The sequence below is a fragment of the Staphylococcus sp. MSU001 genome (assembly GCF_052976705.1).
Genome location: NZ_JBRIKK010000021.1, coordinates 1 through 26,403 on the forward strand (window position 1 = coordinate 1; position 26,403 = coordinate 26,403).

A 26,403-nucleotide genomic window follows, 5' to 3' on the forward strand; every position below is an offset into this window, starting at 1 on the left:
TTAATTTGTTGTAATTGTTTTGAAGACTATAATAAGCACTCATATGAAAAATAAAGTAATTTCTTTAATAATTTAATTGAATGACTCAATTTTATCCATGATATCTTGTAAATCATCCACATTGTACTGTATGCGTCCATGGAAAACAAACTTGTTAAAGAATTCTTCTAATTGTTCAGGACCAACTAAAACTTTAACATTTGATGATTGTGTATAATGAGAAATAGTCACATCATTATCCTTTTTAGGATTAAAATACAGTATTGATGTTGGCGTATATTTAGTATTCAATTCATTTTGTAAGTCTCCTGCTAATTTTTCAATATGTTTAATCTTATCCGAATAATTAACAAAAGATAATGAATGTTGATCTTCATTTTGATCCAAGACCAATGTCTGTGGCTGTGATGAATCTAAGTCGAGCGTGTCAAAAACTTGTGACATCGTAGGTAATTCTTTAAATTGCGCACCACTAATGCCATTATAAACATGGCCTTTTAATAATTGAGAGTCAATAATATATAAGCCAGTTCGTGTAAGTACTAGATGACTCACACGTTCAATATTAGTTAACTCATTACTAGGCAAGAAAATATTTGCCATAATATGCATATCTTCAGGGCGTATTCTCTTTTCATTTACTAGTCTCTCACGAATACCAATTAATCTCATATCTGTAACATATTCGCTATGATTTTTTGAGAATAGTTTCAACGCATCAATTTCACGATTTTTGTTACTAACTGTCACGTCAAAATCTTCTTGTTGTTTTGTAACAACTTTTTTATTCTCTACTCTCTCTTTTTCTAAAGCTTCTTCATGAGATTCTTTAAGATGTTGCTCTTTTTCTTTATAATGTGCTTCTGTTTGATTCTTCACTTTCTTCTTACTATGGTTCGCTACTAAGAAGAGTACAAAGAATAAAACAGCCACAAGTATTGCAACAATTAAGCCGATTACTGTCGGTGAAGAAAAATCCATTAAAACAACGCTCCTTTATCAGTTTCAATAACTCTAATTATAATAGAAAAAAGGCTTATTTTCGACATATATTTTATAATTATTTATTTTCTATTTTACAAGTCATTGAATTTCAACTGCATCTTTTAAAAGGTTGACTTTATCTAATTTTTCCCATGGTAATAATACGTCTGTACGTCCAAAATGACCATACGCTGCTGTTTGTTTATATATCGGTTGTTTTAAGTCTAACATTTTAATGATACCTGCTGGTCTTAAATCAAAATGCTTTCTTACAGCTTCAACTAAACGTGCTTCTGAAACCTTTCCAGTATCAAACGTATTAATTGAAATAGAAACGGGTTCTGCTACACCGATTGCATATGCAAGTTGTACTTCACATTGTTTAGCTAAACCAGCTGCAACAATATTTTTAGCTACATATCTTGCAGCATAAGCTGCCGAACGATCTACTTTAGTAGGATCTTTACCACTAAAACAACCTCCACCATGACGGGCATATCCACCATAAGTATCAACTATAATTTTACGTCCAGTCAAACCAGCATCTCCTTGAGGTCCTCCAATAACGAAACGTCCAGTCGGGTTAATGTAAAATTTAGTTTCTTCATCTAATAAAGCTTTATCTACAGTTGGGTAGATAACATGCGTTTTAATGTCCTTTTCGATTTGTGCTAACTCTACATCTTCAGCATGTTGTGTAGAAACAACAATGGTATCAATACGTCTAGGTTGGTCATCTTCATCATATTCAACAGTCACCTGTACTTTTCCATCTGGACGAAGATAATCTAAAATTTCATCTTTTCGTACATCAGATAATCGTTTAGCAAGTTGATGTGACAGGAATATAGGTAGAGGCATATACGTATCTGTTTCATCAGTTGCGTATCCAAACATTAATCCTTGGTCACCTGCACCTGTTGCTTCAATTTCTTCTTCAGAAATTTCATTTCGATATTCAAGCGCTTTGTCTACACCCTGTGCAATATCAGGTGACTGTTCATCAATCGCAGTTAACACTGCCATTGTTTGTGAATCATAACCATATTTTGCTCTAGTATAACCAATATCTTTAATCGTTTCCCTTACCACTTTAGGAATATCTACATAAGTAGTTGTTGAAATTTCTCCAGAAATAAGTGCCATTCCTGTTGTTACTGTTGTTTCACATGCTACACGAGCATTGGGATCATCCTTTAATATTTCATCAAGAATGGCATCTGAAACTTGGTCAGCAATTTTATCAGGATGGCCTTCAGTAACTGATTCTGAGGTAAATAATCGTTTATTGTATGTCATCATTTTCTCCTTTAAATAAATTACGAAAATTCTCTTTAAATATGAGAGCTAAATAAAAGAGCCTTCTTCACTATATAGATAGAGAGAAGGCTCTTAAACGTCCATTCGCTCTTATCGTTCAGACCATATTTGTCTGCAAACGGTTTGGCACCTTTCTTTAAATAAAGAGGTTGCTGGGTTTCATTGGGTCCATGTCCCTCCACCACTCAGGATAAGAGAATCCGTTAAACTTAATAATATCTAATTCAAAGTATGTTGTCAATTTTATACATTGTCACTATTTCTATTTTCAAGTGGATAAATTCAATCGGTGTGTTATACTATCTAAATGTAAGGGCTTACATAAATTATTGTATGGAGGGATTGGGTATGTCTATAGATACATACACAGAAACACTTAAGATAAATCAGCTAATAGAAAAAGCTACATCACATTTTCAACTATCATCAACACAATTATACAAAAAAATTTTAAAAAACCATGAGGGTGAATTAACTGAACTGGGGGCAATAAATGTTAAAACAGGTAAGTACACTGGTCGTTCACCTAAAGATAAATTTATTGTCACTGAACCATCGTATAGGGATAATATAAATTGGGGAGATATCAATCAGCCCATGGATGAAGAAACATTTCTAAAACTTTACAATAAAGTACTCGACTATTTAAATCAGAAAGATGAACTTTACATATTTAGTGGATATGCAGGGAGCGATAAAGAGTCACGTCTTAAACTTAAGGTGATAAATGAATTAGCTTGGCATAACTTATTTGCTCGTAACATGTTTATTCGTCCAGAATCTATAGATGAAGCTCAAAATATAAAACCCAACTTTACGATTGTTTCAGCACCTAACTTTAAAGCTAATCCTGAATTAGATGGGACAAATAGTGAAACATTTGTCATTATATCTTTTAAACATAAAGTGATTTTAATTGGTGGTACAGAATACGCTGGTGAAATGAAAAAAGGTATTTTCTCTGTAATGAATTATTTGCTTCCAATGCAGGATATCATGAGTATGCATTGTTCAGCTAATGTTGGAGAAAAAGGAGATGTAACATTATTCTTTGGATTATCAGGAACTGGTAAGACGACGCTTTCTGCCGATCCAAAACGTAAGTTAATTGGTGACGATGAACACGGTTGGAATAAAAATGGCGTTTTTAATATTGAGGGTGGATGTTATGCAAAAGCAATTCATTTATCTAAACAGAAAGAGCCTCAAATTTATAATGCTATTAAATATGGAACAATCTTAGAAAATACAGTTACAAATGATGACGGTACAGTAGATTTTGATGATAACACCTATACTGAAAACACTCGTGCCGCCTACCCTATTGACTATATAGAGAATATTGTTACACCTTCAAAGGCAGCACATCCGAATACGATTATATTCTTAACCGCTGATGCATTTGGAGTTATCCCTCCTATTTCAAAGCTAACTAAAGATCAAGCAATGTATCATTTCTTAAGTGGGTTTACGTCTAAACTAGCTGGAACAGAACGTGGTGTTACTGAACCTCAACCATCGTTTTCAACTTGCTTTGGTGCACCATTCTTACCTTTAAGTCCAACAAAGTATGCTGATCTACTTGGAAATTTAATCGATATTCATGATGTTGATGTATATCTAGTAAATACTGGATGGACAGGTGGCAAATATGGTATAGGGCGAAGAATTAGTCTACACTATACTCGTGAAATGGTAGATCAAGCTATATCAGGTAAATTAAAAAATACTAAATATATTAAAGATGATACATTTGGCTTAAATATTCCAGTTCAGATTGACAATGTACCTACAACTATTCTGAATCCTATCAATGCTTGGAACAATAAAGATAACTACAAAGCACAGGCTTACGATTTGATTCAACGCTTTAATAATAACTTTAAAAAATTCGGCAAGGAAGTCGAACATATTGCCAACAAAGGTGCATTTAATCAATAATTAATATGCACATTTATATGTTAAATTTAAAAGCATTGTGCCTGAGAAAGCTTTCAATACCTCAGGCACTTAAATTTTTATTTAAATGCCGAGTGGATTATTAATACATTTATTTGAGGATATCTATATATGATAATACATTTCTAAAGTTTCAAACAATCTCATTATTTAATATCTAATTATTCCTAATATATACATTGTTATCATCAACATGTATAATCCATTGTCACAATATATTTAAATTTTTATTTTCGACGTCGTTCATCCATTGATGTATATATTGAATTACGTCTCTCATCGCAGCAGGTCGTGGTACATGACCTTCATCCAATTGATAATAGGTTTGATAATAGGTTCCTTTGGATTTTAATTTTTTTTCTAAATCATAAGCTTGGTGTATTCCAACTTGAATATCTTTGCCACCATGAATAATGAGAATAGGAGGACTATCTTTTTTTATAAATTGCATTGCATCTCTGCTCTTATAAGCTTTCGTATCTTTTTTTGGATGTCCAACCATTCGTCGTAACATTCCTCTCAAATCAACTCGTTCTTCATACATTAAATGTATATCAGATACGCCACCCCAAATCATATAACTATCTACAGGCAAATCATTAAAAGTAAGTAATCCCTGTAGACCTCCACGTGAAAATCCTACCATATGTATAAATGCAGAAGGATAGTTTTGATTTAAAAGTCGAATCAAATGCGTTACATCATTTAAATCACCACGGTAAAATTCATCTCTTCCTTCACTTCCATTATTTCCTCTATAGTATGGGCCTATAACTAAGGTATGTTCATTTGCAAATTGCATAAGTCTTGCGGCTCTCACTCTTCCAACTTGCCCTTTACCACCTCTTAAGTATATAACAATACGTTTGATATCTTTTTTGCTTTTCGGAATCATCATCAGAGCCTTAACTTTTAAATAATCTACAATATATGTTACTTCATTAAAAAAATGAGTTTCATATTCGATTGGCATGCGCTTTTCCTTAATAAAATCCAAGTGCTCTCACCCTTTCCAAACAATGAAGAATCGCCTTATCATTGATTAAAAAACTTCTTTTATTTAAAGGAATATCATTAATATGATGATAAAGACAAGGGCCTAAAGTCTCGTAATAGGTATCTACATATTCCAAATGACTTACTTCAACGAAGTAAACATCCTTAATAAACGGCTCATCATGCTCCGTTTTTATACGATACTGTGCAAAATAGTAGATAAATTTTGCGATTGCACCCGTCTCTTCGTATAACTCTCTAATTACTGCTTCTTTACTTTGTTCGCTTATTTCAACTTTACCACCAGGAAACTCTATCCCACGTTGTTGATGGTGTGTAAATAATAACTGACTATTGTATACAGGAATTGCAAGAACGTGATTACCATTTGGCATATCATTTTCATTTTTATAGTTCAATGTTACAACCCTTCCATCTTTATCCTCAAACTCCACGTTCCTCACTTCCTCTCATCCTATGTTAAAATATATTTATCAAATATTTAGTTGGAGGCCTTTATCAATGTTGAAAAAAATATTGTTATCTCTAGTTGTATTTTATCAACGTTTTATTTCGCCACTTACACCCCCAACATGTCGATTTTATCCAACATGTTCACAATACACTAGAGAAGCCATCGAATACCATGGTGCTCTAAAAGGACTCTATCTCGGTGTACGGCGCATACTTAAATGTCATCCATTGCATAAAGGTGGCTTTGATCCTGTTCCATTAAAAAAGGATAAAAATTCTAAAACCACACATCATCATTAAACTTTGTTAAGTAAAGAACGCTTGACTTTAGGGGGAGTGAAATAAATCATTCCCTCTTTTAATATGCCACTTGTTTCTACGATATCATTAGCAAAATAATAACCGTGTGGCGTTATATCACCCGGATAATTTCCTTCTTTAGCTAACATTGCTGTAAAATATCTACTTAGACCAAACTCATACATGCCCCCAACTACAAACCTTATATTTTTTTCTTTCAAAATTTTCATGGCGTCTAACATTCTATCTATTCCTCCAAGTCTAAATGGTTTTAACACGACGACTTGTATGGGATATTGTTGAATTATTGATTGTATTTTTTCTATAGAAAGTGCCTTTTCATCGATGGCAATTCTAGGAAAAATAGACATATCAATATCATTTAAATCTTCTAGAATTTTAAAAGGTTCTTCAATATATATAATATCTGATGTTTTTTCATTGGCTAATTGTAAAAATGATGGCTTTGTTAATGATTCATTTGCATCTATTGCAATATCACACTCAAGATTTAATAAACGTATGGTTTCAAGATCTTTGATAAGTGATGTTGACCATTTAAGTTTAATACGTTTCGGTCTTGTTTCTAATAATGCTTCAATTTGACTATTAGTTAAGCCGCTAACTGTAGCACCATATTGTACTTCAAAATCATGCAGATCGTTATACATTTGATAAACAGCCATGACAACCATTGATCGAGCAGCTGGCGCATCATTCATTTGATTGAGGTAAGGTAACCATGAATCAAAAGATGTCATATCTTGATGAAGTACTTGTGGTATCCACTTTCTTAATCTATTTGCGACTGTGAGTATTGTTTCTTTATCATACCAATGAGTTAAAAATGCATTACACTCTCCATAATAAATTTCTCCACTATAAGTTACTATTTCCGTAAACAAACTTTCTCGATGCGTTAACTTCACTTTCGGTGTTGAAATTGGTGATTTAAAAGGTTCCTTATAAGTATATAGATTGATTGCCTTAACTTTCATTATTCTTTCCCTCATTCAAGTCTTCACTTTTGACCTTTTTACGTTGTAATTTACCTGTCGATGTATAAGGTAAAGATTCTACCTGATAATATTTTTTAGGAATTTTATATCTAGCTACATGATTTTCAAAATGTTCTATTAATTCATTACGATTAATATCTTGATTTGTCACATAATATAGTATTGGCACTTGCCCCCAAGTATCATCTGATATTCCCACACATACGGCATCTTCAATGCCTTCAAAGTCTTTTGCTATTGTTTCAATTTGGTAAGGGTAAATATTCTCTCCGCCACTTATAATCAAATCTTTGCGCCGATCATATATCATGACATAACCCTCATCATCTATTTCAGCTATATCTCCAGTTTGAAAATACCCATCATTATTAAATGTGTCTTTTAAATCTTTGGGATATAAATAACCATTCATCACATTTTCACCTTTAATTAATAACTCTCCATGGCCATATGCGTTGGGATTTTTTATTTTCACTTCAACATTTTCACTTGGTTTTCCAACAGTATCGAAACGTTCTTTTAACATTTGAGGTGAGGCTGTTAGAAACTGAGAGCAAGTTTCTGTCATACCAAAAGAATTATATACAGGTAAACGATAAGTCAATGCTTGCTCTATTAACTGTGGTGATAATTTAGCACCACCTAGCAGAATTTTTTCTAAATAAAATGGTTGAGTTAATCCTGCATCCATTAACCACTTTAAAGTTTGTGGAACAAGAGACATGTGGGTGATTGGATAAGTCTTTATTTGTGTTAACATATCATCAGTTTGAAACTTTTTAACAAGTCTGACAGTGAATCCTTCTATCACTGCGCGTAAAATAACACTGAGCCCAGAAATATGATATATAGGTAAGACCGAAAGCCACACAGTATCTTGTTCGAATCCTAAACTATGTTTACAGCCTATAGCACTGGCTAAATGATTATTAAACGTTTGAGGCACAGCTTTTTGAGGTCCCGTCGTTCCAGACGTAAACATAATTGATGCAATCGATTCTAAATTAAATTTGTAACTTGAAACATCATATTTATCCAATTGTGTTAAATCATTAAAATGATATAAATTAAACCCTTCTAATTCTAAAGGCAACGTGTGTACAATCGTTGTTATGTCGACTGAATTCATTTGATTTATCATCTCATGTCGCGTTAAACGTGTATTTATCATAGCTATTTCAATATGAGCTAACCAACAAGCATGAATCAGAACAACTGAATCAATATCATTGCTTATATATAAACCAATCCTTTTCTGATTTAAAGAAGTTAAATATTGCGCGATTGTTTTTGCACGATGATATAATTCTTCGTACGTTAAAGATAACTGATTTGTAACAATCGCCAATCGCTTTCCATTTGATTGAGCTTGTTCTTGTAACCAAAAATTCACAATGCATTCCTCCAAATTATATACACATATAATTATACCTACTTGCTTATTAAATATCAGTAGTTGAGCTTAATATGTTATTTTCAACTTAAAGTAATATGTTTAAAAGTCAATCCCCTATTGAAAATGTGGACTACATGCGTCATCTATATGTCTTTAATATAGTCATGCTTTTAAGTTAGTAACCTACGCAACTTTCATTATCACATTTCAACTAATAATGTACTCTATTTATTTTCATCAATCATTCTATTATTAGCTATATATACATTTTTATAAGAATCGTTCTCTTTTCAAAAAGAACCACCTCATGAATTCATTATTTAATATATTTCATTTAAATAATATTGTAACACCGATTAGTTTGTGATATTTTTAAATTACTTTATAAAATACTATGGATTCTTGATATGAGTATCGAAATTGTTAGATAATTTTCCGAAATATTTCAACGAATAATAAAAAATAAAAGTATAGATTAAAGGTAAATAGATGAATATTCTCATTTAAGCAAAGAGTATTTAGCAGAAAAATTAAACTATTACAAAATTAATTATGGTGTTGGAACTCACAACGACAAATACTTTATTACATTTGGCCGTTGAGAGTTTTTTAATATAAAGAAATATAAACAAAGGAGAAGCCGATATGACTGAATCGTTAGGATTTAGAGAAAGTATGAAAGAAGCAGATATTAAGTCTAAATTGGACAAAACAGAAAAAGCTTATTGGGATAACCTCCCTATTAGCGAAAAAAGACAATTTATCGAACTTTATAAACATGATAAAAACAATTGTATTTCAATTATTACTTCAAAAGTTAAAGAAATTGATCCGACACATGAAAATGCATTTGTAAAAGCAAAAAATGATAAAATGATAAAATTCTTCAAGACACAAGGTATTGATGAACCTACTGAGACAACAAAAAAAGCTTTTGATAAACAATCTATATTTGCAAACTTTGATAATTTTTATCATGCTATGGGCAAATTCACTTTCAACATGGAAAAACAAGCTAAATATAATTACTACATGTCTCAACAAAAACAAAATTTTATACAAATTGCTCAACTAGATACTTTAATTAAACAATACAACAATTTATTGGATCAAAATCATAAAGTTTTACAGCAAAATGATGAAATTATCAATCTTTTAAAACAAATTTCAAATAAATAAGGAGAAGTGTAGAATGAATAAAGTTATAGTTTTAATTTTAAGTAGTTTATTGATATTAGGTTCATGCGGAGTAAAACACAATAATTCAGACAGTAATGAAAGCAAAAAATCTGAAAGTAAAACTGAGAATAAAACTAAAGAAAGTAAATCAAAAGAACCAAGAAAATGGACATGCTAATTCAATCGAAAATAACAAATAGAATGAACAAGTTAATTCAAACGAAAATAGCAATAACAAAACAAATGACAATTCACAAAATAAAATTATAACTGATTCTCAAAAAGGCAAACGTAATAATGAAAACAAACAAAATACTCAATCTCAACAAACAGCTCAAAATAATACCCAAAAAGATCATTGCAATCGATTTAATAATGATATGCCGGTAGCTCATGATGGTGGTCAAAATGGTTTTGGATATGGAGATTATTTAGCAGCTAAAGAAGCATCGGAAAAAGCTAGACGTGGAGAATTGCAAGGAGTTGGTGGTTCTTGGGGCGTTGCGCCAGGACAAGACTTTAATTCGTGGAGATACCAACAAGCAGAGATACAAAATGAACACATCGCTCCAGATGAATAAAATTATGGGTGGGTTACTACCCTTATTATTTTTTACTTTTTTAGAAGGAAATGATATGTGAGTATGAAAAAATTATATAGAACTGTAGATGTCCCCCTACTGATATGAAAATTTTACAAAAACACTAGATTAAATGTCTGTAAGTTTATCCACAAAAACTATTATCTCAACTGCATCTTTAATTACACATAATGCAGTAAATAATATACTAAAGAAATTCTGCATAGAAAATAAGATGAATAAATAGACTTTACATAGTTTAAGACATACACATGCATTTATGTTACTAGCTTAATAATTTTTCAATTCAATATGTAAGTAAAAGACTTGGTCATGCAAATATTGAAATAACATGGCGTGTATATAGTCACCTCTTTGAAGAATTAAAAAGTGAAGACGATACAAAGCTTGATAATATAATAAACTTTCAAGTGGTCAACAAAACGGACAACTTATCTTTATTTCAATCAATATTGACCATCTATTGATCAAAATATTTTAAACACCTTTTACAGATTTCTACAAAAATAAGAAAGAACGTTGATATAACAACGTTCTAACGTAAATCAGTAAAACTAATGTTTACTAATTTTTACTATTTTACGGAGAGTGAGGGACTGCTCAATAGCTTTAAAATAAGCTTTCAAGTAGTTTCTTTGTCCGTAAGTTGACCAAAATTTATTATTTAGTTTTTTCAATTTAGTTGTCTCTTTACTACCATTTCTATAAGATAATATTCCTCATTTTATTAGTATTATACATATTATTAAGAAGCATTCTTAATTGTGTTTTTTTCTTTCATCTCTTTTCTTGACTTTGCATAATTAACAATTAACACTGAAGAAGCTAGTAAAAAAGCATTCATAAAAGTATATTGATTTAGAAAACTTAATGCATCGGTATTTATTAGGATTAAAAATTCATCCTCTTCCTTTGGCAAGTCAGTATGTTTTTTATAATAATCAATAAATAATTTAAAAAGTGTCATAAATAATGCGACCAAACCTATAAAAAGTGAATAGAACGGAACAAAATCGTAGACATCTTTATCGAAAAAATTATAAATAAGTTTTAGAACGCCTATTGAAACTAAGCAATTAATTAATAAACCTATAATTATGAACGAAATAACAAACACCATTACTATAACTCCAGTTTCGTCAAAATATGGTTCGACAACTTTATCCAAAAATAAAATAGATAAATTCATATAAATTAATGAAGAAAAAATCATTGCAAGTAGCATAACTAAGTATTGAATTACATGACATAAAAATTTCATAAAATAACCTCCTAAATATTTTATTATTTTTATTCCACATTTATAAATTAATAAACATAAAAAAGGAGAAAACAAAAAAAGGCTAACCTTTTAATAATTATATTCTTCTTCTACTTCGTTTATATGCTTATGCACCCACCCGTTATTGCTAGGCGAATATGTTCGACGCCAAATATTTCCTTGTGGATCTTGTTTTTCTTCAAAGGTATATACAAAAGTATTCGCTTCGAGTACATCTTTTTCTTTTGCAAAACTATAGTTTTCAAAATTATTACCTGCACATTCACGTAGTGAAGCATAATATTTGATTGTACCTCTGTAATAAGGTTCTTCTGACCATACACTCACACGTGTACATCCAATTGGTTTTTCTCAATGATTTCATCACTCTCTTCAGGTTGATTCACAACTGTATCTGTATAAACATCTTCTCCCTGTATTGTAATCATCATCTAAGTTAGCACTAGTACCTACTGCAATTGCAAGATATTGTGTACCTGCTGTCCTACTAAAAGTTATAAAAGCACATGTCCCATTATTACTTTGATAAATAGAATTATTAATCGTATGGAAAATGATTCTTGAATGTCCATAATAATTTGTTTCTGTACCGTCAAAATAATCTAAACTTTTAGCGTTTATATTCCAACTCATACTACCACTTGTTGAACGTAATACACCACTAGTAATTCTTGAGGCATCAATATCAATCGCTTTAATTGCATTAATGAATGCACTTTTTTCAGTGAGTGTATTAAAAAAAGATTCATTACTGATTAACTTATTCACTAAACCATAATCAACATTAATAGCGTTTGAAGTAATACTATTAGCAGTTATTAATCTAGTACGTAAATTGGAAATATTACCATAAAATGATTCTAAGGCTTTAGATTTCATTTTTCCACTAGGTTTATTTCTCATGTGGAAATTTAGCAAGTGGCCATCTATTGCAAGAACAATCATTACTGTTGCAATTTCAGTTATCGTATTAGCAAGCATTACCTATTATGGTAATCTACAAATGATTGTACCAGCAACATCAATTTCAAATAACGAAACTAAAGAAACTACAGAGAATACTGTAAATGATAAAGACGAGCTAAATCATAAAGCTGCAGTAGAAGAAACAAAAACTAATTATGACTCCACCAAAGAAAATACTAAAGAACCTGCAAAAGAAAATGAATCTGCAACACGATTGGAGAACTCTGCACTTGAAAAGGCAAAGTCATATTCTGATGATTTCCACATGTCTAAACTAGGAATTTATGATATTTTAACATCTGAATATGGAGAAAAATTTGATAAAGAGGATGCACAATATGCTATAGATCATCTAGAGGCTGATTATGAAAAGAATGCACTTGAGAAAGCAAAATCATATGCCAAAGATATGCATATGTCTAATGACTCAATTTACGATCTTTTGGTGTCTAACTACGGTGAAAAATTTACAGAATCAGAAGCAAAATATGCTATTGAGCATTTGGATAATTAAGTTTACGGACGAGTAACTTTCTCGTCCTATTTTTTAACATCAAGAGTAAAACAACGAGAATGAATGTGCAAAAATTAATATAACATGGTCTTATGATTTTAGATGTAAAATAAGAGCTCTCGTAAAAGAGGTTATAAAACTAAAAAGTAGCGTATAAGGCAATGCAACTTAAATACAATGAAATAAATAAGAATCAACTCATTTCGTCTAACACAACGTTTCTAGAATACTTTCAATATTGGATAAAAATTAATAAAGAGAATAAAATATCACAATCAACTTTAAACCGTTATTATAATGCATTAAATATCTTTGATGAAAAGTTTGGCAATACAGCTATTAAAGATTTTTCACAACTCAAATATAGAGAAATGTTAAAAGAGTATGCAGAAAGTCACTTTATTGGTGGACATAAAAAAAGACATACGAAAGCAAGTGTTCAAAAATTAAATAATTGCTATTCATAAGCTTTTAAAGGTGCGTTAAATGAGGAAATAATTGAAAGTGATCCAACTTGGAACGCCCCTATCTATGAAAAGAAACCTACAAAAAAAGAAGAAGATAAATTCATGTCTTTAACTGAATACAGGAAATTAAAATTATTCTCAACTTGTAAAAATGAATTATCATATCTAGCTATTTTTATACTTATAGTTGCAGGTGGACCTTTTGGAGAGGTACAAAATTACAATACAACGATTTAGATTATATCAATATTACTATTCATTTAAGAAGTACTATGACAAAATCAGCTAATAAAATCATTTCAATTGCTAGAAAAGATATGAAACATATACAAAATGTTTTAAACAGACTATTACAGATTTCTGCCAAAAATAAAAAAGAACGTTGATATAACAACGTTCTAACGTAAATCAGTAAAACTAATTCTTACTGTTTTACGGAGAGTGAAGGAGTATATAAACTCCGTAAACATAGCTATTATAGTGTGTCGGGAATGTTCCCTTTTATAAAAAACATCCCTTTTAGTAAAATGGTTAAATATTTGATATCGACATCTACGAAATGATAATAAACACATAGGAATTATCGTTATATTAATTAGTTAAAATGATAGTATGAGTATAGAACACAATAAGGAGGAATTCTAATGAGAAAATTATTTCTATCAATTTTATCTATTATAATAATTTCAAGTTTTTGTGTTGCAACAGGGTTTCAAAACGTTAATGCTGCAAATAATGAGGTGAGCAAACCTCAAAGTAATGTGGATAGTAAAACTAAACAAAATATTATTAAAAAAATAAAAAAATCTAATGCTTATAAAAAGCACGCTAATTCAACTTCTATTGACTCAATAAAAGATGACGATATTATTGTTCATTTGGATAAAGGTAAAAACACCAATGTATATTCTATTAACTATGTATTTGGTAAAAAATTAGCTAAAATGAATGATAACCTTGCAATGATTGAATTAAAATATAACGAAGCAAACAATGAAGTTTTCTACGATCATATGATGTATTCAAAATTTGTTAAATATAATAATAAAGAATATATTAATATGAAAGGCATTTTAAATGGCAAACCTTATTATGAATTTAATATAGATCAGAAAGGTCATTACTACGATAAAAACTTCAAACATACCTCTAAAGATGAAATCGAAAAAGATTCTGCTAAAAACTTACCACCTAAAGAGCGTGGTTGGTGTGAATGGGCAGTAGGAGCTTTATGTGGTACCGGTGGAGCTGCAGGTTGTTGGGCAACTGCTACAGCTTTAGGTATTACTACTGGTTGGGGAGGCTTTTCATTAGCTACAATTTGTGGTCTGATAAGCTCTCTAGGCTGTACTGGTGCAACCAACTATATTTGTAAATAAGGAAAAGGTGATTACATGGCAATGTTTATAATGATATTTCTTTTCACGTATTCAATTATAATCACTTTAATGTATTTTAATAAAAAGAAATAACACTTTTAAAAGCGACTTTTTAGTCGCTTTTTTTGTATAAAAAAACAGGGTAGCCATAGCGACTACCCTTGTATAATGACGTGGTAATTTAATTATATCATTTCCAGTCTATTTTGCCCCAATATTTCTCATTTTTTATTTTTTGTTGTTTGTCTATAATTTTACAAACGATGCAATAGAAATGTTTATTACTTGAACCTGGTGCTTGATATTTAAAGCGGAGCCACCAATATCCATCTTTTTTAATAACTTGGTCGAATTTAACCCAATCTGTCTTTCTGTATAACCACGAGCCACTTTCAACAATAGCGCCATTGATACCTGGCGACCTTCTAACTCTAATACCACTTTTAGGTGCGTTAGGGTAGAAAGTACCTCCCCAGTTCCAAGTTGTCTTTTTGCTAGATGGTTTGCTTTTTGGTGCGTTTATTCGTCTACCATTGATAGCCGTCTCTTAGTAAAACTGTTGATGTTCTTAGTTATTAAGTTCATGTCTTTTTTACTAGTGATGAAACCTAACTCAATTAATCTATAATTTAAATTAAGTTGTCCGATAATATTAGCATTTAACAAATCGTTTCTAGGTGTCACACCTCTAATTTTACCAACCATCTTACCTAGACACCTGCACAAAAAGAAGATGAAAAGTTTATGAGCATAGAAAATTTTGTAAATTTAAAGAGATATGTATCTGATACCCCTATTCAATCATATGTATTTGTTTATATTTTAATCATCACTGGAGGTCGATTTGGAGAAGTTCAAAAACTAAGTAGAAGTGATTTAGATTATAAAAATAATACAATACACTTACCAGGAACGAAAACAGAAACGTCAGATAGAACTGTAGATATACCTGCTGCAGATATGAATATGTTAAGAAAAACATTATCTAAAATGCCAGTAAGTTTATCAAATCAATTATTCAATACAGGCGTAGGATTAATCACCCACAATGCAGTATCTAAAGTGTTACAAAAATTTTGTTTAGAAAATAAAATCGGTAAATATACTTTGCATAGTATATGACACACACATTGCTCTTACTTACTACACAACGACGTATCTATCTATTACATTTCAAAGAGATTAGGTCACAAAAATATTAAAACTACTATGGATGTATATTCGCATTTATTAGATGAAGTTGAGCAGAAAGAAAAAGCAGTGAATGTATTGGAAAATATAAACGGGAACGCAATTTAATTTTGCGGGGACGTTTTTATCAATTCAACAATATAGAGGAACGTTTGGTCTGATTTACGAGGTTCAACTAAAATTAACAAGATATAACAAAACCCCGTCAAATCAACGTTTTGTTTCACGAGATTTAACGAGGTATAAGCAAATAACGGAGAGTGAGGGATTCGAACCCTCGAGACGCTTGTGACGCCTACACACTTTCCAGGCGTGCTCCTTCGGCCAACTCGGACAACTCTCCATGTTAGAATATAGTAATAAAAAAACAGAAGCGATATTTCACTTCTGTTTGTATGACTCCTACGGGACTCGAACCCGTGTTACCGCCGTGAAAGGGCGGTGTCTTAACCGCTTGACCAAGGAGCCATGGCTCCACAGGTAGGATTCGAACCTACGACCGATCGGTTAACAGCCGATAGCTCTACCACTGAGCTACTGTGGATAAATAAAATGGAGCGGGTGATGGGAATCGAACCCACAACATCAGCTTGGAAGGCTGAGGTTTTGCCATTAAACTACACCCGCTTAATGAAATACGATTATGGGGCGGTTGAAGGGAATCGAACCCTCGAGTGTCGGAACCACAATCCGATGCGTTAACCACTTCGCCACAACCGCCAAAAATAGCGAATGGTTCAGGACAGAGTCGAACTGCCGACACATGGAGCTTCAATCCATTGCTCTACCAACTGAGCTACTGAACCATAATTGTAATGGCGGTCTCGACGGGAATCGAACCCGCGATCTCCTGCGTGACAGGCAGGCGTGTTAACCGCTACACTACGAGACCTAATAAAACATGTATTGCGGGAGGCGGATTTGAACCACCGACCTTCGGGTTATGAGCCCGACGAGCTACCGAACTGCTCCATCCCGCGCTAATATTATTTTTGACTACCCATTTATCATATCATTAAATTATTAATGATGTCAATACTTTATTTAATTTATTTTAACAATTTCTTAAAATGGTATTAAAGAAAACATGTAACACTTAAGGTTTAATGCCCTCTAAACAATTACCTATTAAGTATATTAACTTAAGACATAATAGTCAATATCGTTTTTCGATTTATTTGTGTAAAAAAATACTTCATATATCATTTTATAATTTTAATTACTAAATGATATGAAATGTTTTCAATAATATTTAATGTTTGCAAGTATAGACTAGGATAGATGTATAAACATCCTACCTAGTCATATATCCTTGCATTCTGTTAATTAAAGAAGTAAATGTTACAAAACCTTCCTCTTCTAAAAAGTGTCCACCATCTTCTACTACACGTGTATGTCCATTAAGTGTATTCATCAGTCTTTGTGTTTCCTTGTATGAAACATATTGATCATCTTTAGACGTGAGTCCATAAAATTTATCTACTTGTTCTTTTATTTTATCGTAATCAATGGTTACCCCTTTTAAATCTACATCTTCATCTATGTCTTGTGCATCTTCTTTAAATCCAGCGATACTAAAGAAGCCCTCAATGTGATGATGCGTTTCTTCAAGAAATTTTAAGGCAGCGATTGAGCCAAACCCGTGGGTCACAAAATATGTATCTTTTTTACGGATATGTAGTTGTTGTTTCATTTCATTAACCCACTCATCAATTTGTGCATGATCATTTGCTTCAAGATTGAATAAAGAAACATCATACCCTTCCAAAGTTAAGTTATGTCTTAACCATTCATACCAATGATTTTTAGAATTACCATGTTTTGAGTGTACAATAATAATGTCTGTCATCTGTCCCCTCACTCCTTTATTAATTCTATTGTAAGCAAAAACACTTTAAAAAGAAATCGAATAAGTTTTCTTGACATATATTTATAGCGTAAATCTAACTTATTACATTCTTCTAATTAAAGTGTCATTATACTATTATAACTCTTCTAATATTTCCTCAACTGCATTCTTTCCTTGTTGTATACAGTCTGGTAAACCAACAGCTTCAAACGGTGCACCTGTAACACGTAATCTAGGATAAGTTGTTTTAATATGTTGTTGAATTTCTTTAATCATTTTGATATGACCCACATGGTATTGGGGCATACTCTTAGGTAACCGATTTACAATTGTAAAATCAGGATCCCCTGAGATGGTCATCATTTGACTTAAGTCTTTTCTAACAATTGATACTATTTCTTCATCGGTGTGATCATCTACTACAGTATCACCTGGTTTTCCTATATATGCTCGAATTAAAACTTTACCTTCTGGAGTAGTAAATGGCCATTTCTTTGATGTCCAAGTACATGCAGTAATATCCGTTTGACTTGTTCTTGCAATAACAAAGCCAGTTCCATCGTACGTATTGGTAATATTTTTCTCATCAAACGCTAAAACAACTGTTGCGACAGTAGTAGAATCCATGTTCTTAAAGTAATCAAATGCAGGATCGTGACTAAACCAATTTAGAAATGCTTGATGTGGCGTAGTTACAAGTAAGCCATTAAATTTCTCTTTACTGTCATCTTCTAATAAAATTTCATAATCTTTTTGCGAAATCAATATATCTTTGACTGGCGTGTTATATCGTATGTCAACACCTTTACTTTCAATATCTTTAACAAGCGCCTCTATAAAAGAACTCAAACCATGTCTAAACTGTTTGAATTGTCCTTTAGGAGCACCTGGATATAATTGACGTTTCTTGATACGTTGTTCTTTTTCATCTTTCATTCCTTTAATCAAACTACCAAATTGTTCCTCTTTTTCTTTAAAATTAGGAAATGTACTCATTAGGCTCAATTGATCAATATCAGTACCATAAATACCACCCATTAGTGGTTCAATTAAGTTCTCTAATACTTCATTACCTAATCGTTGTCTAAAGAAACTACCAACAGAAATATCATTTTCAATTTCTATCGGTTTTTTAAACAAATCAAGTCCCGCTCTTAATTTACCAATAGGTGAAATGAGTCTTGTTTTAATAAATGGTTTAATATCTGTAGGAATTCCCATAATTGAGCCACCAGGAATAGGATATAATTTATTTTTAGCAAAAATATAAGATTGACCAGTAGTATTTGTAATAAGGTCATTTTCTAATCCAATATCTTTTGCCACATCAGTCATAATTGTCTTACGACCTAAATAAGACTCAGGGCCTAACTCAATTGTGTAACCATCTGATCTATATGTTTGAATCTTTCCACCTACTCTATTTGAGGCTTCGAAGATAGTTACTTCAATAGAAGGGTCTTGTTTTTTAATGAAATATGCGCTAGATAAACCAGTGATTCCCGCTCCAATAATTGCCACTTTCTTACTCACTTTTCCCACGCTACCTTTCAGAATTGCTTAAAAATTTATTAAAATACGCTTTATACTGGTTCTAAAAGAAAAAGTATAAAAACAATTCCCCCTATTAAAATGGAGGAATTGTTTTGTTTAATAGGTTTAGATGACAGACTCATTTATATATGTGATTGAATTTCGTCAACAATAGCACCGATAAATAATGGATGTGTGTTAGGCATTTCTGGACGATAGTAATTTACCCCAATATCGTCACACACCACTTTACATTCATAATCATTATCATAAAGCACCTCTAAATGTTCACAAACAAAACCTACTGGCGTATAGATAAAGTGCTTATACTGATGTTCCTTATATAAATCACGAGTTAAATCTTGGACATCTGGGCCTAACCAAGGTGTTCCAGTATTTCCCTCTGATTGCCACCCTTCAGCGACATGGATGATATTAGATTCCTGTTTAAGAATTTCCGCTGTTTCATGCAATTCATGAGGATATGGATCATTATTTCTTTCAATTAAACCTTTTGGTAAACTATGTGCAGAAACTACTAATACAGTCTCATCATGTTCTTGACTAGGTATTTGTTCTAATGTTTCATTAATTTTTTCTGTCCAATATTTAATAAATTTTGGCTGCTGATAATAGTGTTTAATATGTGTTAACTGGATACCATATTCATCTGCTTTTTCTTGAGCACGTTGATCATAAGAGCCAACAGAAAAACTAGAATAATGAGGTGCAAGTACAACTGTTACTGCTTCTTTAATTCCATCATTATGCATTTGTTCTACTGCTTCTTCAATATATGGAGATATATGTTTTAATCCAAGATAAAGTTTAAAATTCACATCATCTCGTTCTTTATTTAGTGCGTCGAGTAACGCTTCCGCTTGACGATCGGTTGTTCCTGCCAAAGGAGAAAGGCCACCAATAAATTCATATCTATCCTTTAAATCTTGCAGTTCTTCTTCAGTTGGTTTTTTTCCACGTCTAATATCAGTGTAATAAGGCTCTATATCACTTTCTTTATATGGTGTACCATACGCCATTACTAATAAGCCTATTGTTTTAGTCATTAATAAAAACCTTCCTTTTAAATCTTTAATTTGAATCAATGAAGTAAGGTTTGGAATCTAACCAAATCTTTAAAAACTATTTCGCTGTATAATTATGAACAAATTCAGTCACTTTTCGCAAGGTTTCTGGTTTAACTTCTGGAAATACACCGTGACCTAAATTGAAAATATGCTTTCCGCGATCTAAACCTTGATTTAAAATGTCTTTGAGTCGTGATTCTATGACATCCCATGGAGCTAACAGTAAAGACGGGTCTAAATTACCTTGAATTGCTTTATTTACTCCCATTTTGTCAGCTTGCTTTATTGAAGTTCTCCAATCAAGCCCTAGTACATCTATCGGTAAATCATTCCATTCATTAATTAAATGACTTGCACCGACACCAAAAAGAATGATAGGTACATCATAATAAGCTTTAATGCCAGAAATCAATTTATTCATGGCCGGCTTAATATAATAGCGATAGTCCTTCACATTAAGTGCACCAACCCATGAATCAAAAATCTGAATGATTTCCGCTCCTGCTTCAACTTGTGCTACAACATAATCAATAGAAATGTCGACGAGATGGTTCATTAAAGCGAACCATGTTCCCTCATCTCTATACATCATCGCTTTAGTAAAATTATAATTTTTTGAAGGCCCCCCTTCAATCATATAAGATGCTAAAGTAAATGGTGCTCCTGTAAAACCAATTAAAGGTACATTAAGTTTTTCTTCTGTGAGTAACTTAATTGTATCTAATACATATGGGACATCTCTTTTAGGATCTATTTGCGATAGCTTTTCTACATCTTTAACAGTTTGAATAGGATTGGAGATTACAGGTCCTATACCTGATTTAATTTCGACATCTACACCAATTGGTTTGAGTGGTGTCATAATATCTTTATACAATACTGCCGCATCGGTTTGATAATTATCTACTGGTAAATGTGTCACATATGCACACAATTCCGGTTGATGCGTGATTTCAAATAGAGAATATTTTTCTTTTAATTTTCGATACTCAGGTTGAGAACGTCCAGCCTGTCTCATAAACCAAACAGGTGTATGTGACGTACTTTCTCCTTTTATAGCTTTTAAAATTGTATCGTTTTTGCTGCGCACCCTTGAGTCCCCCCACAATTGAATCATTCTTACCAATGATAGCATATTGTACTTAATTAAGTATTTTAATATGCTTAAATGTCACAAAAAAGACATACTACATTTGACTGTATCAAGTGGATAAAATTCTTTAATAAGAGATCTTTTTTTACTAAAAGTTGGATAGATATTAAATTACACGACTAATATTAAATAATTTATGATTTTGTTTAATTTGACATCTAAAAATAAGTTACTTTTTATACAAATTAATCAACTTTATTTGTATATAGAAAAGTAGGCTCGTATAATAAATTAAAACAAAGGAGGAATGAGCCATGTATTTATATACATCTTATGGGACTTATCATTTTTTAAATCAAATTAAACTTAATCATCAAGAACATAGTTTATTTCAATTTTCTACTAATGATTCTTCAGTAATCTTAGAGGAGTCTGAGGGAAAATCAATCTTAAAACATCCTAGTGCATATCAAGTGATTGATAGCATAGGTGAATTTAACGAACATCATTTTTATAGTGCTATTTTTGTTCCTACGTCTGAAGACCATCGTCAACAGTTAGAGAAAAAATTATTACACGTAGACGTGCCTTTAAGTAATTTTGGTGGTTTTAAAAGCTATCGTTTATTAAAACCTACTGAGGGGTCTACCTACAAAATTTACTTTGGTTTTGCAAATCGAACAGCATATGAAGATTTCAAAGCTTCTAATATATTTAAGGAAAACTTTTCAAAAGATGCATTGAGCCAATACTTTGGTGCTAGTGGTCAACATTCCAGTTACTTTGAAAGATATTTATATCCAATAGAAGATCATTAATTAGTCAAAACAAATTATATATTCAACAAATTTAAACACAGTTATTTAGTCTACTTATTAATTATAAGGATTGATTTTAAGAAACATTTCAACTGTGGATAGATATCTTTCAATTGCATTTTCTATAGAATTTCTAAGTGCATTTTTCTATTTGTGGCAATTGTTTATACGACAAGATGCCTATGACATCACACATGGTCATAGGTATCTTTTTGTATATAGTTAAATACTTTTACTTATTCTCATTTACAATGATTAAAATACCAATTTTACTCTATCTTTAATTTAGCCAAGATGTATAACTTCTTAGCTATAGATTTAATTAGAGGCCATTTAATCCTCAAACTCATCTCAATTTTTATTTAAAAAAGTAACCTCCATATTTACTATGGAAGTTACCGAATGATTTATAGTTGTCATATAATCTCGTTATATTAAAAAACAAAATGAAAGAGTTTTTGAACTGTTCCGTTTTCAATGATAATGAATAGACCTAAACCAATATAGACTATTGACATTATCCACCTACTAAACCTTTCAATGATTTCACCTAGGCCAGGTATATTAGCTAATTTTTGAGCGGTAAAGACAAGAATAAAAATTAAAATTAAAAATGTGATTAAAGTAATAACTAATTCATAATTATTTATAGTAGTGAAATATGGTACAAATAATCCAATATTATCTGCACCACAACTTGCTAGTGTGACTACTGCAACAGATTTTGATAACTCAGATAATCCTTTTTTATTTAGTTCATCTTTAGCTCTTCTTTCCCCTTCACAATCATCGAATATAGCAACCTTAATTCCTAAATAAATTGGTATAAGACCAAGCAATCCTAAAATCCATTTATATGACTAATAAATCAACCGCTGTAGCAATATACAGGATGGCGGCTGTCGTTATCGTTTCAAACATTCAATCCCTCTTTTGACTATATTAAATTAAAATAAAGTTTACTCTAACTAAATTTGATTTAGTCACGTAATAATGTTTCTTGATATTTTAATTTTTTAATTGTATTTCGAATGGTTAGCCAACCTACTATAAAGAATAATACAGCAAAAAAGAATAATTCATGGTGTTTGATTACATATACAATCGTAAATGTAATAGCGATGATGATCATCAAGCGATTTAAAAATTGCTGATATCCTGTAATTACTTTTGTATCAGATACAGGCCAAACTTGAGGCCATAAACCGTATGCCTGCTGCGTATAAAATTGAGACATCTGTAATAAAATAATATACATAAACAAACTACCGATAATTAATGAAACAACTGGTTGTGATAACCATACCATTAATATCAAAGCGATAATAACTAATCTTAAAATAATAGAAAAAGCATCGCGTCCTCTGACAAAACTTCTTATAAATAAATATAAGTACATCCGATTCTCATTGAATTTAGTACCTTTAGGAACGGGTAGTAAGAAATCAAGATAACTACGACGTACTGCTGATTCTCTTAGGTGTTTTACGTCTGTAAACATATTAACGAATTTATAATAATTTGTGTGATGTTGTTGTTCAATTGCAATCACTTTTTCCCAAGGAAGCAAATAGTGATCAGCTCTAGTCTTTAGGACTATATAAATTACAAATAATAAAATCATTATTAAAAAAGCTAAATAGTTATGAAATTTTAAAATGATGTAATGCGTTACTGCTAAAGGTATAAATAATAATAAGTTGATAATGAACACATTTTTATTTAATTTAACCCATTGCCATTTGATGAGTAATACCAAATATGGATATAGCAATGTACTTATAGAAAATGCGATATAAAATCCATAATCATTGTGACTTAATTTATAAAACAATGGAAAGAACACGATTAGCAAAATGAATGGTAAACTGATTCTTGAAATATAACTATAAAACAGACTTGCTTTAATATAATTTTTCATGTGTCTTTCAAAAGGTAGTAAGAAGATTTGGTCCGCTTCTTTCAAGAGTGTACGAATTGGGAATAATGAAACAACAGCTATTGCTATACTAGCAAATAGTGCATAGTCTATTTGGGGAGGAATGTGACTTAACCACTCGCCATATCCAAATATAAATGCTCCTAATAGTATAAGTAGAAAAACCGTAAAGTGACCATTAAATATAAATTTATTATAATAGTTTTTCTCCTTACGTATAGCGTGTTGTCGTTTTCTAAACAAAGTTAATGCCTCGTTATTCATAAGCACTACTACCTTGTGTGACATGGATGTAAATATCATCTAAAGTTTTATCTTTTAATCCTGTTTGTTCCCGTAACTCTTCAAGATTACCAAATGCAACAATTTCACCTTTATCCAAAATAATAAACCTATCACAATACCTTTCGGCTGTAGCCAAAATATGTGTACTCATTAAAACTGTTCGATTTTCATTTCTTTTTTCTACCATTAAATCTAACATAGACTGTATCCCCAAAGGATCTAAACCGAGGAAAGGTTCGTCAATAATATATAATTCTGGATCAACTATAAATGCACAAATAATCATCACTTTTTGTTTCATCCCTTTAGAAAAATGGCTTGGAAATACTTTAAGTTCATTTTCTAATCTAAAAACTTTAAGCAATGGGTTAGCTCGACGCATAGCCTCTTCTCTACTTAATTGATAAGCCATCGCCGTCATTTCAATGTGCTCTTCTAAAGTTAGTTCATCATAGATGACTGGTGATTCAGGTATATAAGATAACTTTCTTCTATAATTTTCAATATCTTCATTAATTCTAATATTTGAAATTGATAATTTGCCTTCCATTGGATTAATCAATCCTAGCATATGTTTAATTGTAGTACTTTTCCCAGCACCATTTAGACCTATTAAACCTACAATTTCACCTTTTTCTAATTCAAAATTCAAATCTTTAATTACAGGTTTTTTTCCATATCCACCTGTAAGATGTTCAACTTTTACTGTCATAAGGCACCTCCATTGACTTTATTGTATCAAAAAAAATTATATAGACCTAAAAATAATCTTTACAATGATGTAGTTTTAAAAAATGAATGATATAATATGAACAAACATTTGTAGAGGAGTGTCATTATTATGTCAGAAACGATATTCAGTAAAATTATCTCAGGTGAGATTCCTAGTTTTAAAATATATGAAAATGATTATGTTTATGCATTCCTTGATATATCTCAAGTTTCAAAAGGACATACACTACTAGTACCTAAAAAACCTTCAGAAAATATATTTGAAACTGATGAAGAGACAATGAAACATATAGGGGTTGCTTTACCTAAAGTGGCAAATGCAATCAAAAACGCATTTCACCCTGACGGCTTGAACATTATTCAAAATAATGGTGAATATGCCGATCAATCAGTATTTCACATTCATTTCCATTTAATACCGAGATATGAAAATGATATAGACGGATTTGGCTATAAATGGGAAACACATGAAGATGTAATCGATGATGAAACTAAACAAAAAATAGCAACACAAATTCAAGCACAAATGTCTTAATCATGCATATTTCTTGTTATACTGGGTATGAAATAACTATTACAATTATCCGACAAACAAAGTGAGGAGAATCATAATGAAAGTCTCAAGAATATTATTTGGTTTAGGTGTAGGTGCTGTTGCAGGATTTGCAGTTGCTTTAAGACATCGTGATGACCAAAGCGTAAAAAATCATACGATTGATGCTAGTCAACCCACTGGAGCTCAATCAGAATTACAACGTGAAATAGAGAATATGAAACAATCCTTCAATGATATTCTTAATTACGGTTCACAAATCAAGAATGAAAGTATTGAATTTGGAAGTTCAATTGGTGAAGAGTTTAAAGGATTGATTGGTAATTTTAAATCAGATATTAATCCAAACATCGAAAAATTACAAAGCCACATCGAAAATTTACAAAACCGTGGCGAAGATATTAGTAATAACCTTTCAAACGATAAGTAGTTTAAAACTATGGCAACTAAGCCATAGTTTTTTTACTTCTAAATCATAGACAGCT

Annotated in this window: 24 protein-coding genes, 8 tRNA genes, 6 pseudogenes and 1 riboswitch; of the genes and pseudogenes, 13 read left to right on the plus strand and 25 right to left on the minus strand. The window is 31.3% G+C overall.

The features are described from left to right. Positions 1–72: 72 nt before the first annotated feature. Together ACVBFA_RS09810 and metK are read right to left on the minus strand one after the other, a co-directional pair. Positions 73–981: a hypothetical protein gene (locus ACVBFA_RS09810; protein ID WP_002476258.1), complete on the minus strand. Its 909-nt coding sequence runs from the start codon at positions 979–981 to the stop codon at positions 73–75. A 102-nt stretch (positions 982–1,083) separates the two neighbouring features. Further along, on the minus strand, positions 1,084–2,283 hold the full coding sequence (gene metK / locus ACVBFA_RS09815; protein ID WP_002457863.1) for a methionine adenosyltransferase: 1,200 nt from the start codon (positions 2,281–2,283) through the stop codon (positions 1,084–1,086). Positions 2,284–2,391: 108 nt separating this feature from the next. Further along, positions 2,392–2,501: riboswitch (SAM riboswitch) on the minus strand. A gap of 151 nt (positions 2,502–2,652) precedes the next feature. On the opposite strand from metK, the gene pckA reads away from it, so the two are divergent. Beyond that, the gene (gene pckA / locus ACVBFA_RS09820; RefSeq protein ID WP_126122286.1) at positions 2,653–4,245 is read left to right on the plus strand and encodes a phosphoenolpyruvate carboxykinase (ATP); all 1,593 of its coding nucleotides are present in this window, start codon (positions 2,653–2,655) and stop codon (positions 4,243–4,245) included. A 226-nt stretch (positions 4,246–4,471) separates the two neighbouring features. Here the strand turns inward: pckA and ACVBFA_RS09825 are convergent, their stop codons facing one another. Both ACVBFA_RS09825 and ytkD read right to left on the minus strand, forming a co-directional pair. Then, complete coding sequence (locus ACVBFA_RS09825; protein ID WP_080052294.1) at positions 4,472–5,260, minus strand: alpha/beta hydrolase family protein; 789 nt, start codon at positions 5,258–5,260, stop codon at positions 4,472–4,474. Then, positions 5,247–5,714: an RNA deprotection pyrophosphohydrolase gene (gene ytkD, locus ACVBFA_RS09830; RefSeq protein ID WP_002446736.1), complete on the minus strand. Its 468-nt coding sequence runs from the start codon at positions 5,712–5,714 to the stop codon at positions 5,247–5,249. The genes ACVBFA_RS09825 and ytkD overlap by 14 nt, the downstream gene beginning before the upstream one ends. 70 nt (positions 5,715–5,784) lie before the next feature. Here ytkD and yidD point away from each other — a divergent pair, with 70 nt between their 5' ends. Further along, the gene (yidD, locus tag ACVBFA_RS09835) at positions 5,785–6,033 is read left to right on the plus strand and encodes a membrane protein insertion efficiency factor YidD (RefSeq protein ID WP_002457867.1); all 249 of its coding nucleotides are present in this window, start codon (positions 5,785–5,787) and stop codon (positions 6,031–6,033) included. Here yidD and menC read toward each other — a convergent pair. Together menC and menE are read right to left on the minus strand one after the other, a co-directional pair. After that, positions 6,030–7,031 (minus strand): o-succinylbenzoate synthase, encoded by a 1,002-nt coding sequence (menC, locus tag ACVBFA_RS09840; protein WP_126122287.1) that lies wholly within the window; start codon positions 7,029–7,031, stop codon positions 6,030–6,032. The two genes, yidD and menC, sit on opposite strands and share 4 nt — an antisense overlap. Then, a complete protein-coding gene (menE, locus tag ACVBFA_RS09845; RefSeq protein WP_126122288.1) occupies positions 7,021–8,445 on the minus strand; it encodes an o-succinylbenzoate--CoA ligase in 1,425 nt (474 codons plus the stop codon). The genes menC and menE overlap by 11 nt, the downstream gene beginning before the upstream one ends. A gap of 648 nt (positions 8,446–9,093) precedes the next feature. On the opposite strand from menE, the gene ACVBFA_RS09850 reads away from it, so the two are divergent. The 3 genes from ACVBFA_RS09850 to ACVBFA_RS09860 all read left to right on the plus strand — a co-directional run bounded on the left by ACVBFA_RS09850 (position 9,094) and on the right by ACVBFA_RS09860 (position 10,208). Continuing rightward, entirely contained in the window at positions 9,094–9,627 is a 534-nt protein-coding gene (locus ACVBFA_RS09850; protein ID WP_237639009.1) for a hypothetical protein, read from the plus strand. 13 nt (positions 9,628–9,640) lie between these two features. Then, on the plus strand, positions 9,641–9,805 hold the full coding sequence (locus ACVBFA_RS09855; protein WP_237639008.1) for a hypothetical protein: 165 nt from the start codon (positions 9,641–9,643) through the stop codon (positions 9,803–9,805). A gap of 202 nt (positions 9,806–10,007) precedes the next feature. Beyond that, the gene (locus ACVBFA_RS09860) at positions 10,008–10,208 is read left to right on the plus strand and encodes a hypothetical protein (RefSeq protein ID WP_237628853.1); all 201 of its coding nucleotides are present in this window, start codon (positions 10,008–10,010) and stop codon (positions 10,206–10,208) included. Between the two features lie 766 nt (positions 10,209–10,974). On the opposite strand, the gene ACVBFA_RS09865 is transcribed toward ACVBFA_RS09860, so the two are convergent. The 3 genes and pseudogenes from ACVBFA_RS09865 to ACVBFA_RS09875 all read right to left on the minus strand — a co-directional run bounded on the left by ACVBFA_RS09865 (position 10,975) and on the right by ACVBFA_RS09875 (position 12,390). Further along, positions 10,975–11,490, minus strand: a complete 516-nt coding sequence (locus ACVBFA_RS09865; protein WP_185843409.1) for a hypothetical protein — start codon at positions 11,488–11,490, stop codon at positions 10,975–10,977. A 90-nt stretch (positions 11,491–11,580) separates the two neighbouring features. After that, positions 11,581–11,930 (minus strand): annotated as a pseudogene (locus tag ACVBFA_RS09870) (N-acetylmuramoyl-L-alanine amidase); the annotation flags it as partial. After that, positions 11,884–12,390 (minus strand): gp58-like family protein, encoded by a 507-nt coding sequence (locus ACVBFA_RS09875; RefSeq protein ID WP_240627109.1) that lies wholly within the window; start codon positions 12,388–12,390, stop codon positions 11,884–11,886. The gene ACVBFA_RS09875 and the pseudogene ACVBFA_RS09870, both read right to left, overlap by 47 nt. Between ACVBFA_RS09875 and ACVBFA_RS09880 the strand changes: the two are divergent. From ACVBFA_RS09880 to ACVBFA_RS09895, 4 genes and pseudogenes are all read left to right on the plus strand, one after another. Next, a pseudogene (locus tag ACVBFA_RS09880) lies at positions 12,377–12,991 on the plus strand (Ltp family lipoprotein); the annotation flags it as partial. The gene ACVBFA_RS09875 and the pseudogene ACVBFA_RS09880 sit on opposite strands and share 14 nt — an antisense overlap. Before the next feature lie 161 nt (positions 12,992–13,152). Further along, positions 13,153–13,441: pseudogene (locus tag ACVBFA_RS09885) on the plus strand (hypothetical protein). Positions 13,442–13,560: 119 nt separating this feature from the next. Then, complete coding sequence (locus ACVBFA_RS09890) at positions 13,561–13,695, plus strand: hypothetical protein (protein WP_002446742.1); 135 nt, start codon at positions 13,561–13,563, stop codon at positions 13,693–13,695. A gap of 407 nt (positions 13,696–14,102) precedes the next feature. Then, on the plus strand, positions 14,103–14,837 hold the full coding sequence (locus tag ACVBFA_RS09895) for a halocin C8 precursor-like protein (protein ID WP_126122290.1): 735 nt from the start codon (positions 14,103–14,105) through the stop codon (positions 14,835–14,837). 190 nt (positions 14,838–15,027) lie between these two features. Here the strand turns inward: ACVBFA_RS09895 and ACVBFA_RS09900 are convergent. Next, a pseudogene (locus ACVBFA_RS09900) lies at positions 15,028–15,563 on the minus strand (N-acetylmuramoyl-L-alanine amidase); the annotation flags it as partial. Positions 15,564–15,581: 18 nt separating this feature from the next. On the opposite strand from ACVBFA_RS09900, the pseudogene ACVBFA_RS09905 reads away from it, so the two are divergent. Continuing rightward, positions 15,582–16,058 (plus strand): annotated as a pseudogene (locus ACVBFA_RS09905) (site-specific integrase); the annotation flags it as partial. Positions 16,059–16,282: 224 nt separating this feature from the next. Here the strand turns inward: ACVBFA_RS09905 and ACVBFA_RS09910 are convergent. The 12 genes from ACVBFA_RS09910 to hemE all read right to left on the minus strand — a co-directional run bounded on the left by ACVBFA_RS09910 (position 16,283) and on the right by hemE (position 21,615). Continuing rightward, positions 16,283–16,371: transfer RNA gene (locus ACVBFA_RS09910), tRNA-Ser, on the minus strand. A gap of 53 nt (positions 16,372–16,424) precedes the next feature. Next, positions 16,425–16,496, minus strand: a tRNA-Glu gene (locus ACVBFA_RS09915). A gap of 1 nt (position 16,497) precedes the next feature. Further along, positions 16,498–16,572: transfer RNA gene (locus ACVBFA_RS09920), tRNA-Asn, on the minus strand. A 9-nt stretch (positions 16,573–16,581) separates the two neighbouring features. Continuing rightward, positions 16,582–16,655, minus strand: a tRNA-Gly gene (locus ACVBFA_RS09925). Positions 16,656–16,672: 17 nt separating this feature from the next. After that, positions 16,673–16,748, minus strand: a tRNA-His gene (locus ACVBFA_RS09930). A 13-nt stretch (positions 16,749–16,761) separates the two neighbouring features. Next, a tRNA-Phe gene (locus ACVBFA_RS09935) sits at positions 16,762–16,834 on the minus strand. Between the two features lie 10 nt (positions 16,835–16,844). Further along, a tRNA-Asp gene (locus ACVBFA_RS09940) sits at positions 16,845–16,920 on the minus strand. Positions 16,921–16,934: 14 nt separating this feature from the next. Continuing rightward, positions 16,935–17,008, minus strand: a tRNA-Met gene (locus tag ACVBFA_RS09945). Between the two features lie 314 nt (positions 17,009–17,322). Continuing rightward, a complete protein-coding gene (locus ACVBFA_RS09950) occupies positions 17,323–17,877 on the minus strand; it encodes an RBBP9/YdeN family alpha/beta hydrolase (RefSeq protein ID WP_002474678.1) in 555 nt (184 codons plus the stop codon). 135 nt (positions 17,878–18,012) lie between these two features. Beyond that, complete coding sequence (hemY, locus tag ACVBFA_RS09955) at positions 18,013–19,410, minus strand: protoporphyrinogen oxidase (RefSeq protein ID WP_002486326.1); 1,398 nt, start codon at positions 19,408–19,410, stop codon at positions 18,013–18,015. A gap of 143 nt (positions 19,411–19,553) precedes the next feature. Then, on the minus strand, positions 19,554–20,477 hold the full coding sequence (hemH, locus tag ACVBFA_RS09960; protein ID WP_002457872.1) for a ferrochelatase: 924 nt from the start codon (positions 20,475–20,477) through the stop codon (positions 19,554–19,556). A gap of 76 nt (positions 20,478–20,553) precedes the next feature. Next, a complete protein-coding gene (hemE, locus tag ACVBFA_RS09965; RefSeq protein ID WP_161386628.1) occupies positions 20,554–21,615 on the minus strand; it encodes a uroporphyrinogen decarboxylase in 1,062 nt (353 codons plus the stop codon). A gap of 290 nt (positions 21,616–21,905) precedes the next feature. Between hemE and traP the strand changes: the two genes are divergently transcribed. Beyond that, a complete protein-coding gene (traP, locus tag ACVBFA_RS09970) occupies positions 21,906–22,409 on the plus strand; it encodes a signal transduction protein TRAP (protein WP_002486324.1) in 504 nt (167 codons plus the stop codon). 434 nt (positions 22,410–22,843) lie between these two features. On the opposite strand, the pseudogene ACVBFA_RS09975 reads toward traP, so the two are convergent. The 3 genes and pseudogenes from ACVBFA_RS09975 to ecsA form a co-directional block, all read right to left on the minus strand. Then, a pseudogene (locus ACVBFA_RS09975) lies at positions 22,844–23,330 on the minus strand (CadD family cadmium resistance transporter). Positions 23,331–23,388: 58 nt separating this feature from the next. Continuing rightward, positions 23,389–24,612: an ABC transporter permease EcsB gene (gene ecsB / locus ACVBFA_RS09980; RefSeq protein WP_002475193.1), complete on the minus strand. Its 1,224-nt coding sequence runs from the start codon at positions 24,610–24,612 to the stop codon at positions 23,389–23,391. Beyond that, positions 24,605–25,345 (minus strand): ABC transporter ATP-binding protein EcsA, encoded by a 741-nt coding sequence (gene ecsA, locus ACVBFA_RS09985; RefSeq protein WP_046044505.1) that lies wholly within the window; start codon positions 25,343–25,345, stop codon positions 24,605–24,607. The genes ecsB and ecsA overlap by 8 nt, the downstream gene beginning before the upstream one ends. A 129-nt stretch (positions 25,346–25,474) precedes the next feature. Here ecsA and ACVBFA_RS09990 point away from each other — a divergent pair, with 129 nt between their 5' ends. Further along, positions 25,475–25,900: an HIT family protein gene (locus ACVBFA_RS09990; protein WP_002490099.1), complete on the plus strand. Its 426-nt coding sequence runs from the start codon at positions 25,475–25,477 to the stop codon at positions 25,898–25,900. Between the two features lie 76 nt (positions 25,901–25,976). After that, on the plus strand, positions 25,977–26,348 hold the full coding sequence (locus ACVBFA_RS09995) for a YtxH domain-containing protein (RefSeq protein WP_001829821.1): 372 nt from the start codon (positions 25,977–25,979) through the stop codon (positions 26,346–26,348). The last annotated feature ends 55 nt before the right edge of the window (positions 26,349–26,403 follow it).

Coding starts and splice junctions, on each gene's coding strand:
- ecsA (WP_046044505.1), bottom strand. CDS start 25,345: ATGACAGTAAAAGTTGAACATCTTACAGGTGGATATGGAAAAAAACCT.
- ACVBFA_RS09875 (WP_240627109.1), bottom strand. CDS start 12,390: ATGAAATCTAAAGCCTTAGAATCATTTTATGGTAATATTTCCAATTTA.
- ecsB (WP_002475193.1), bottom strand. CDS start 24,612: ATGAATAACGAGGCATTAACTTTGTTTAGAAAACGACAACACGCTATA.
- hemE (WP_161386628.1), bottom strand. CDS start 21,615: ATGATTCAATTGTGGGGGGACTCAAGGGTGCGCAGCAAAAACGATACA.
- ACVBFA_RS09895 (WP_126122290.1), top strand. CDS start 14,103: ATGAGAAAATTATTTCTATCAATTTTATCTATTATAATAATTTCAAGT.
- ACVBFA_RS09865 (WP_185843409.1), bottom strand. CDS start 11,490: ATGAAATTTTTATGTCATGTAATTCAATACTTAGTTATGCTACTTGCA.
- menC (WP_126122287.1), bottom strand. CDS start 7,031: ATGAAAGTTAAGGCAATCAATCTATATACTTATAAGGAACCTTTTAAA.
- ACVBFA_RS09860 (WP_237628853.1), top strand. CDS start 10,008: ATGCCGGTAGCTCATGATGGTGGTCAAAATGGTTTTGGATATGGAGAT.
- ACVBFA_RS09890 (WP_002446742.1), top strand. CDS start 13,561: ATGTCTTTAACTGAATACAGGAAATTAAAATTATTCTCAACTTGTAAA.
- ACVBFA_RS09855 (WP_237639008.1), top strand. CDS start 9,641: ATGAATAAAGTTATAGTTTTAATTTTAAGTAGTTTATTGATATTAGGT.
- ACVBFA_RS09850 (WP_237639009.1), top strand. CDS start 9,094: ATGACTGAATCGTTAGGATTTAGAGAAAGTATGAAAGAAGCAGATATT.
- ACVBFA_RS09990 (WP_002490099.1), top strand. CDS start 25,475: ATGTCAGAAACGATATTCAGTAAAATTATCTCAGGTGAGATTCCTAGT.
- metK (WP_002457863.1), bottom strand. CDS start 2,283: ATGACATACAATAAACGATTATTTACCTCAGAATCAGTTACTGAAGGC.
- pckA (WP_126122286.1), top strand. CDS start 2,653: ATGTCTATAGATACATACACAGAAACACTTAAGATAAATCAGCTAATA.
- ACVBFA_RS09810 (WP_002476258.1), bottom strand. CDS start 981: ATGGATTTTTCTTCACCGACAGTAATCGGCTTAATTGTTGCAATACTT.
- hemH (WP_002457872.1), bottom strand. CDS start 20,477: ATGACTAAAACAATAGGCTTATTAGTAATGGCGTATGGTACACCATAT.
- ACVBFA_RS09950 (WP_002474678.1), bottom strand. CDS start 17,877: ATGACAGACATTATTATTGTACACTCAAAACATGGTAATTCTAAAAAT.
- ACVBFA_RS09995 (WP_001829821.1), top strand. CDS start 25,977: ATGAAAGTCTCAAGAATATTATTTGGTTTAGGTGTAGGTGCTGTTGCA.
- traP (WP_002486324.1), top strand. CDS start 21,906: ATGTATTTATATACATCTTATGGGACTTATCATTTTTTAAATCAAATT.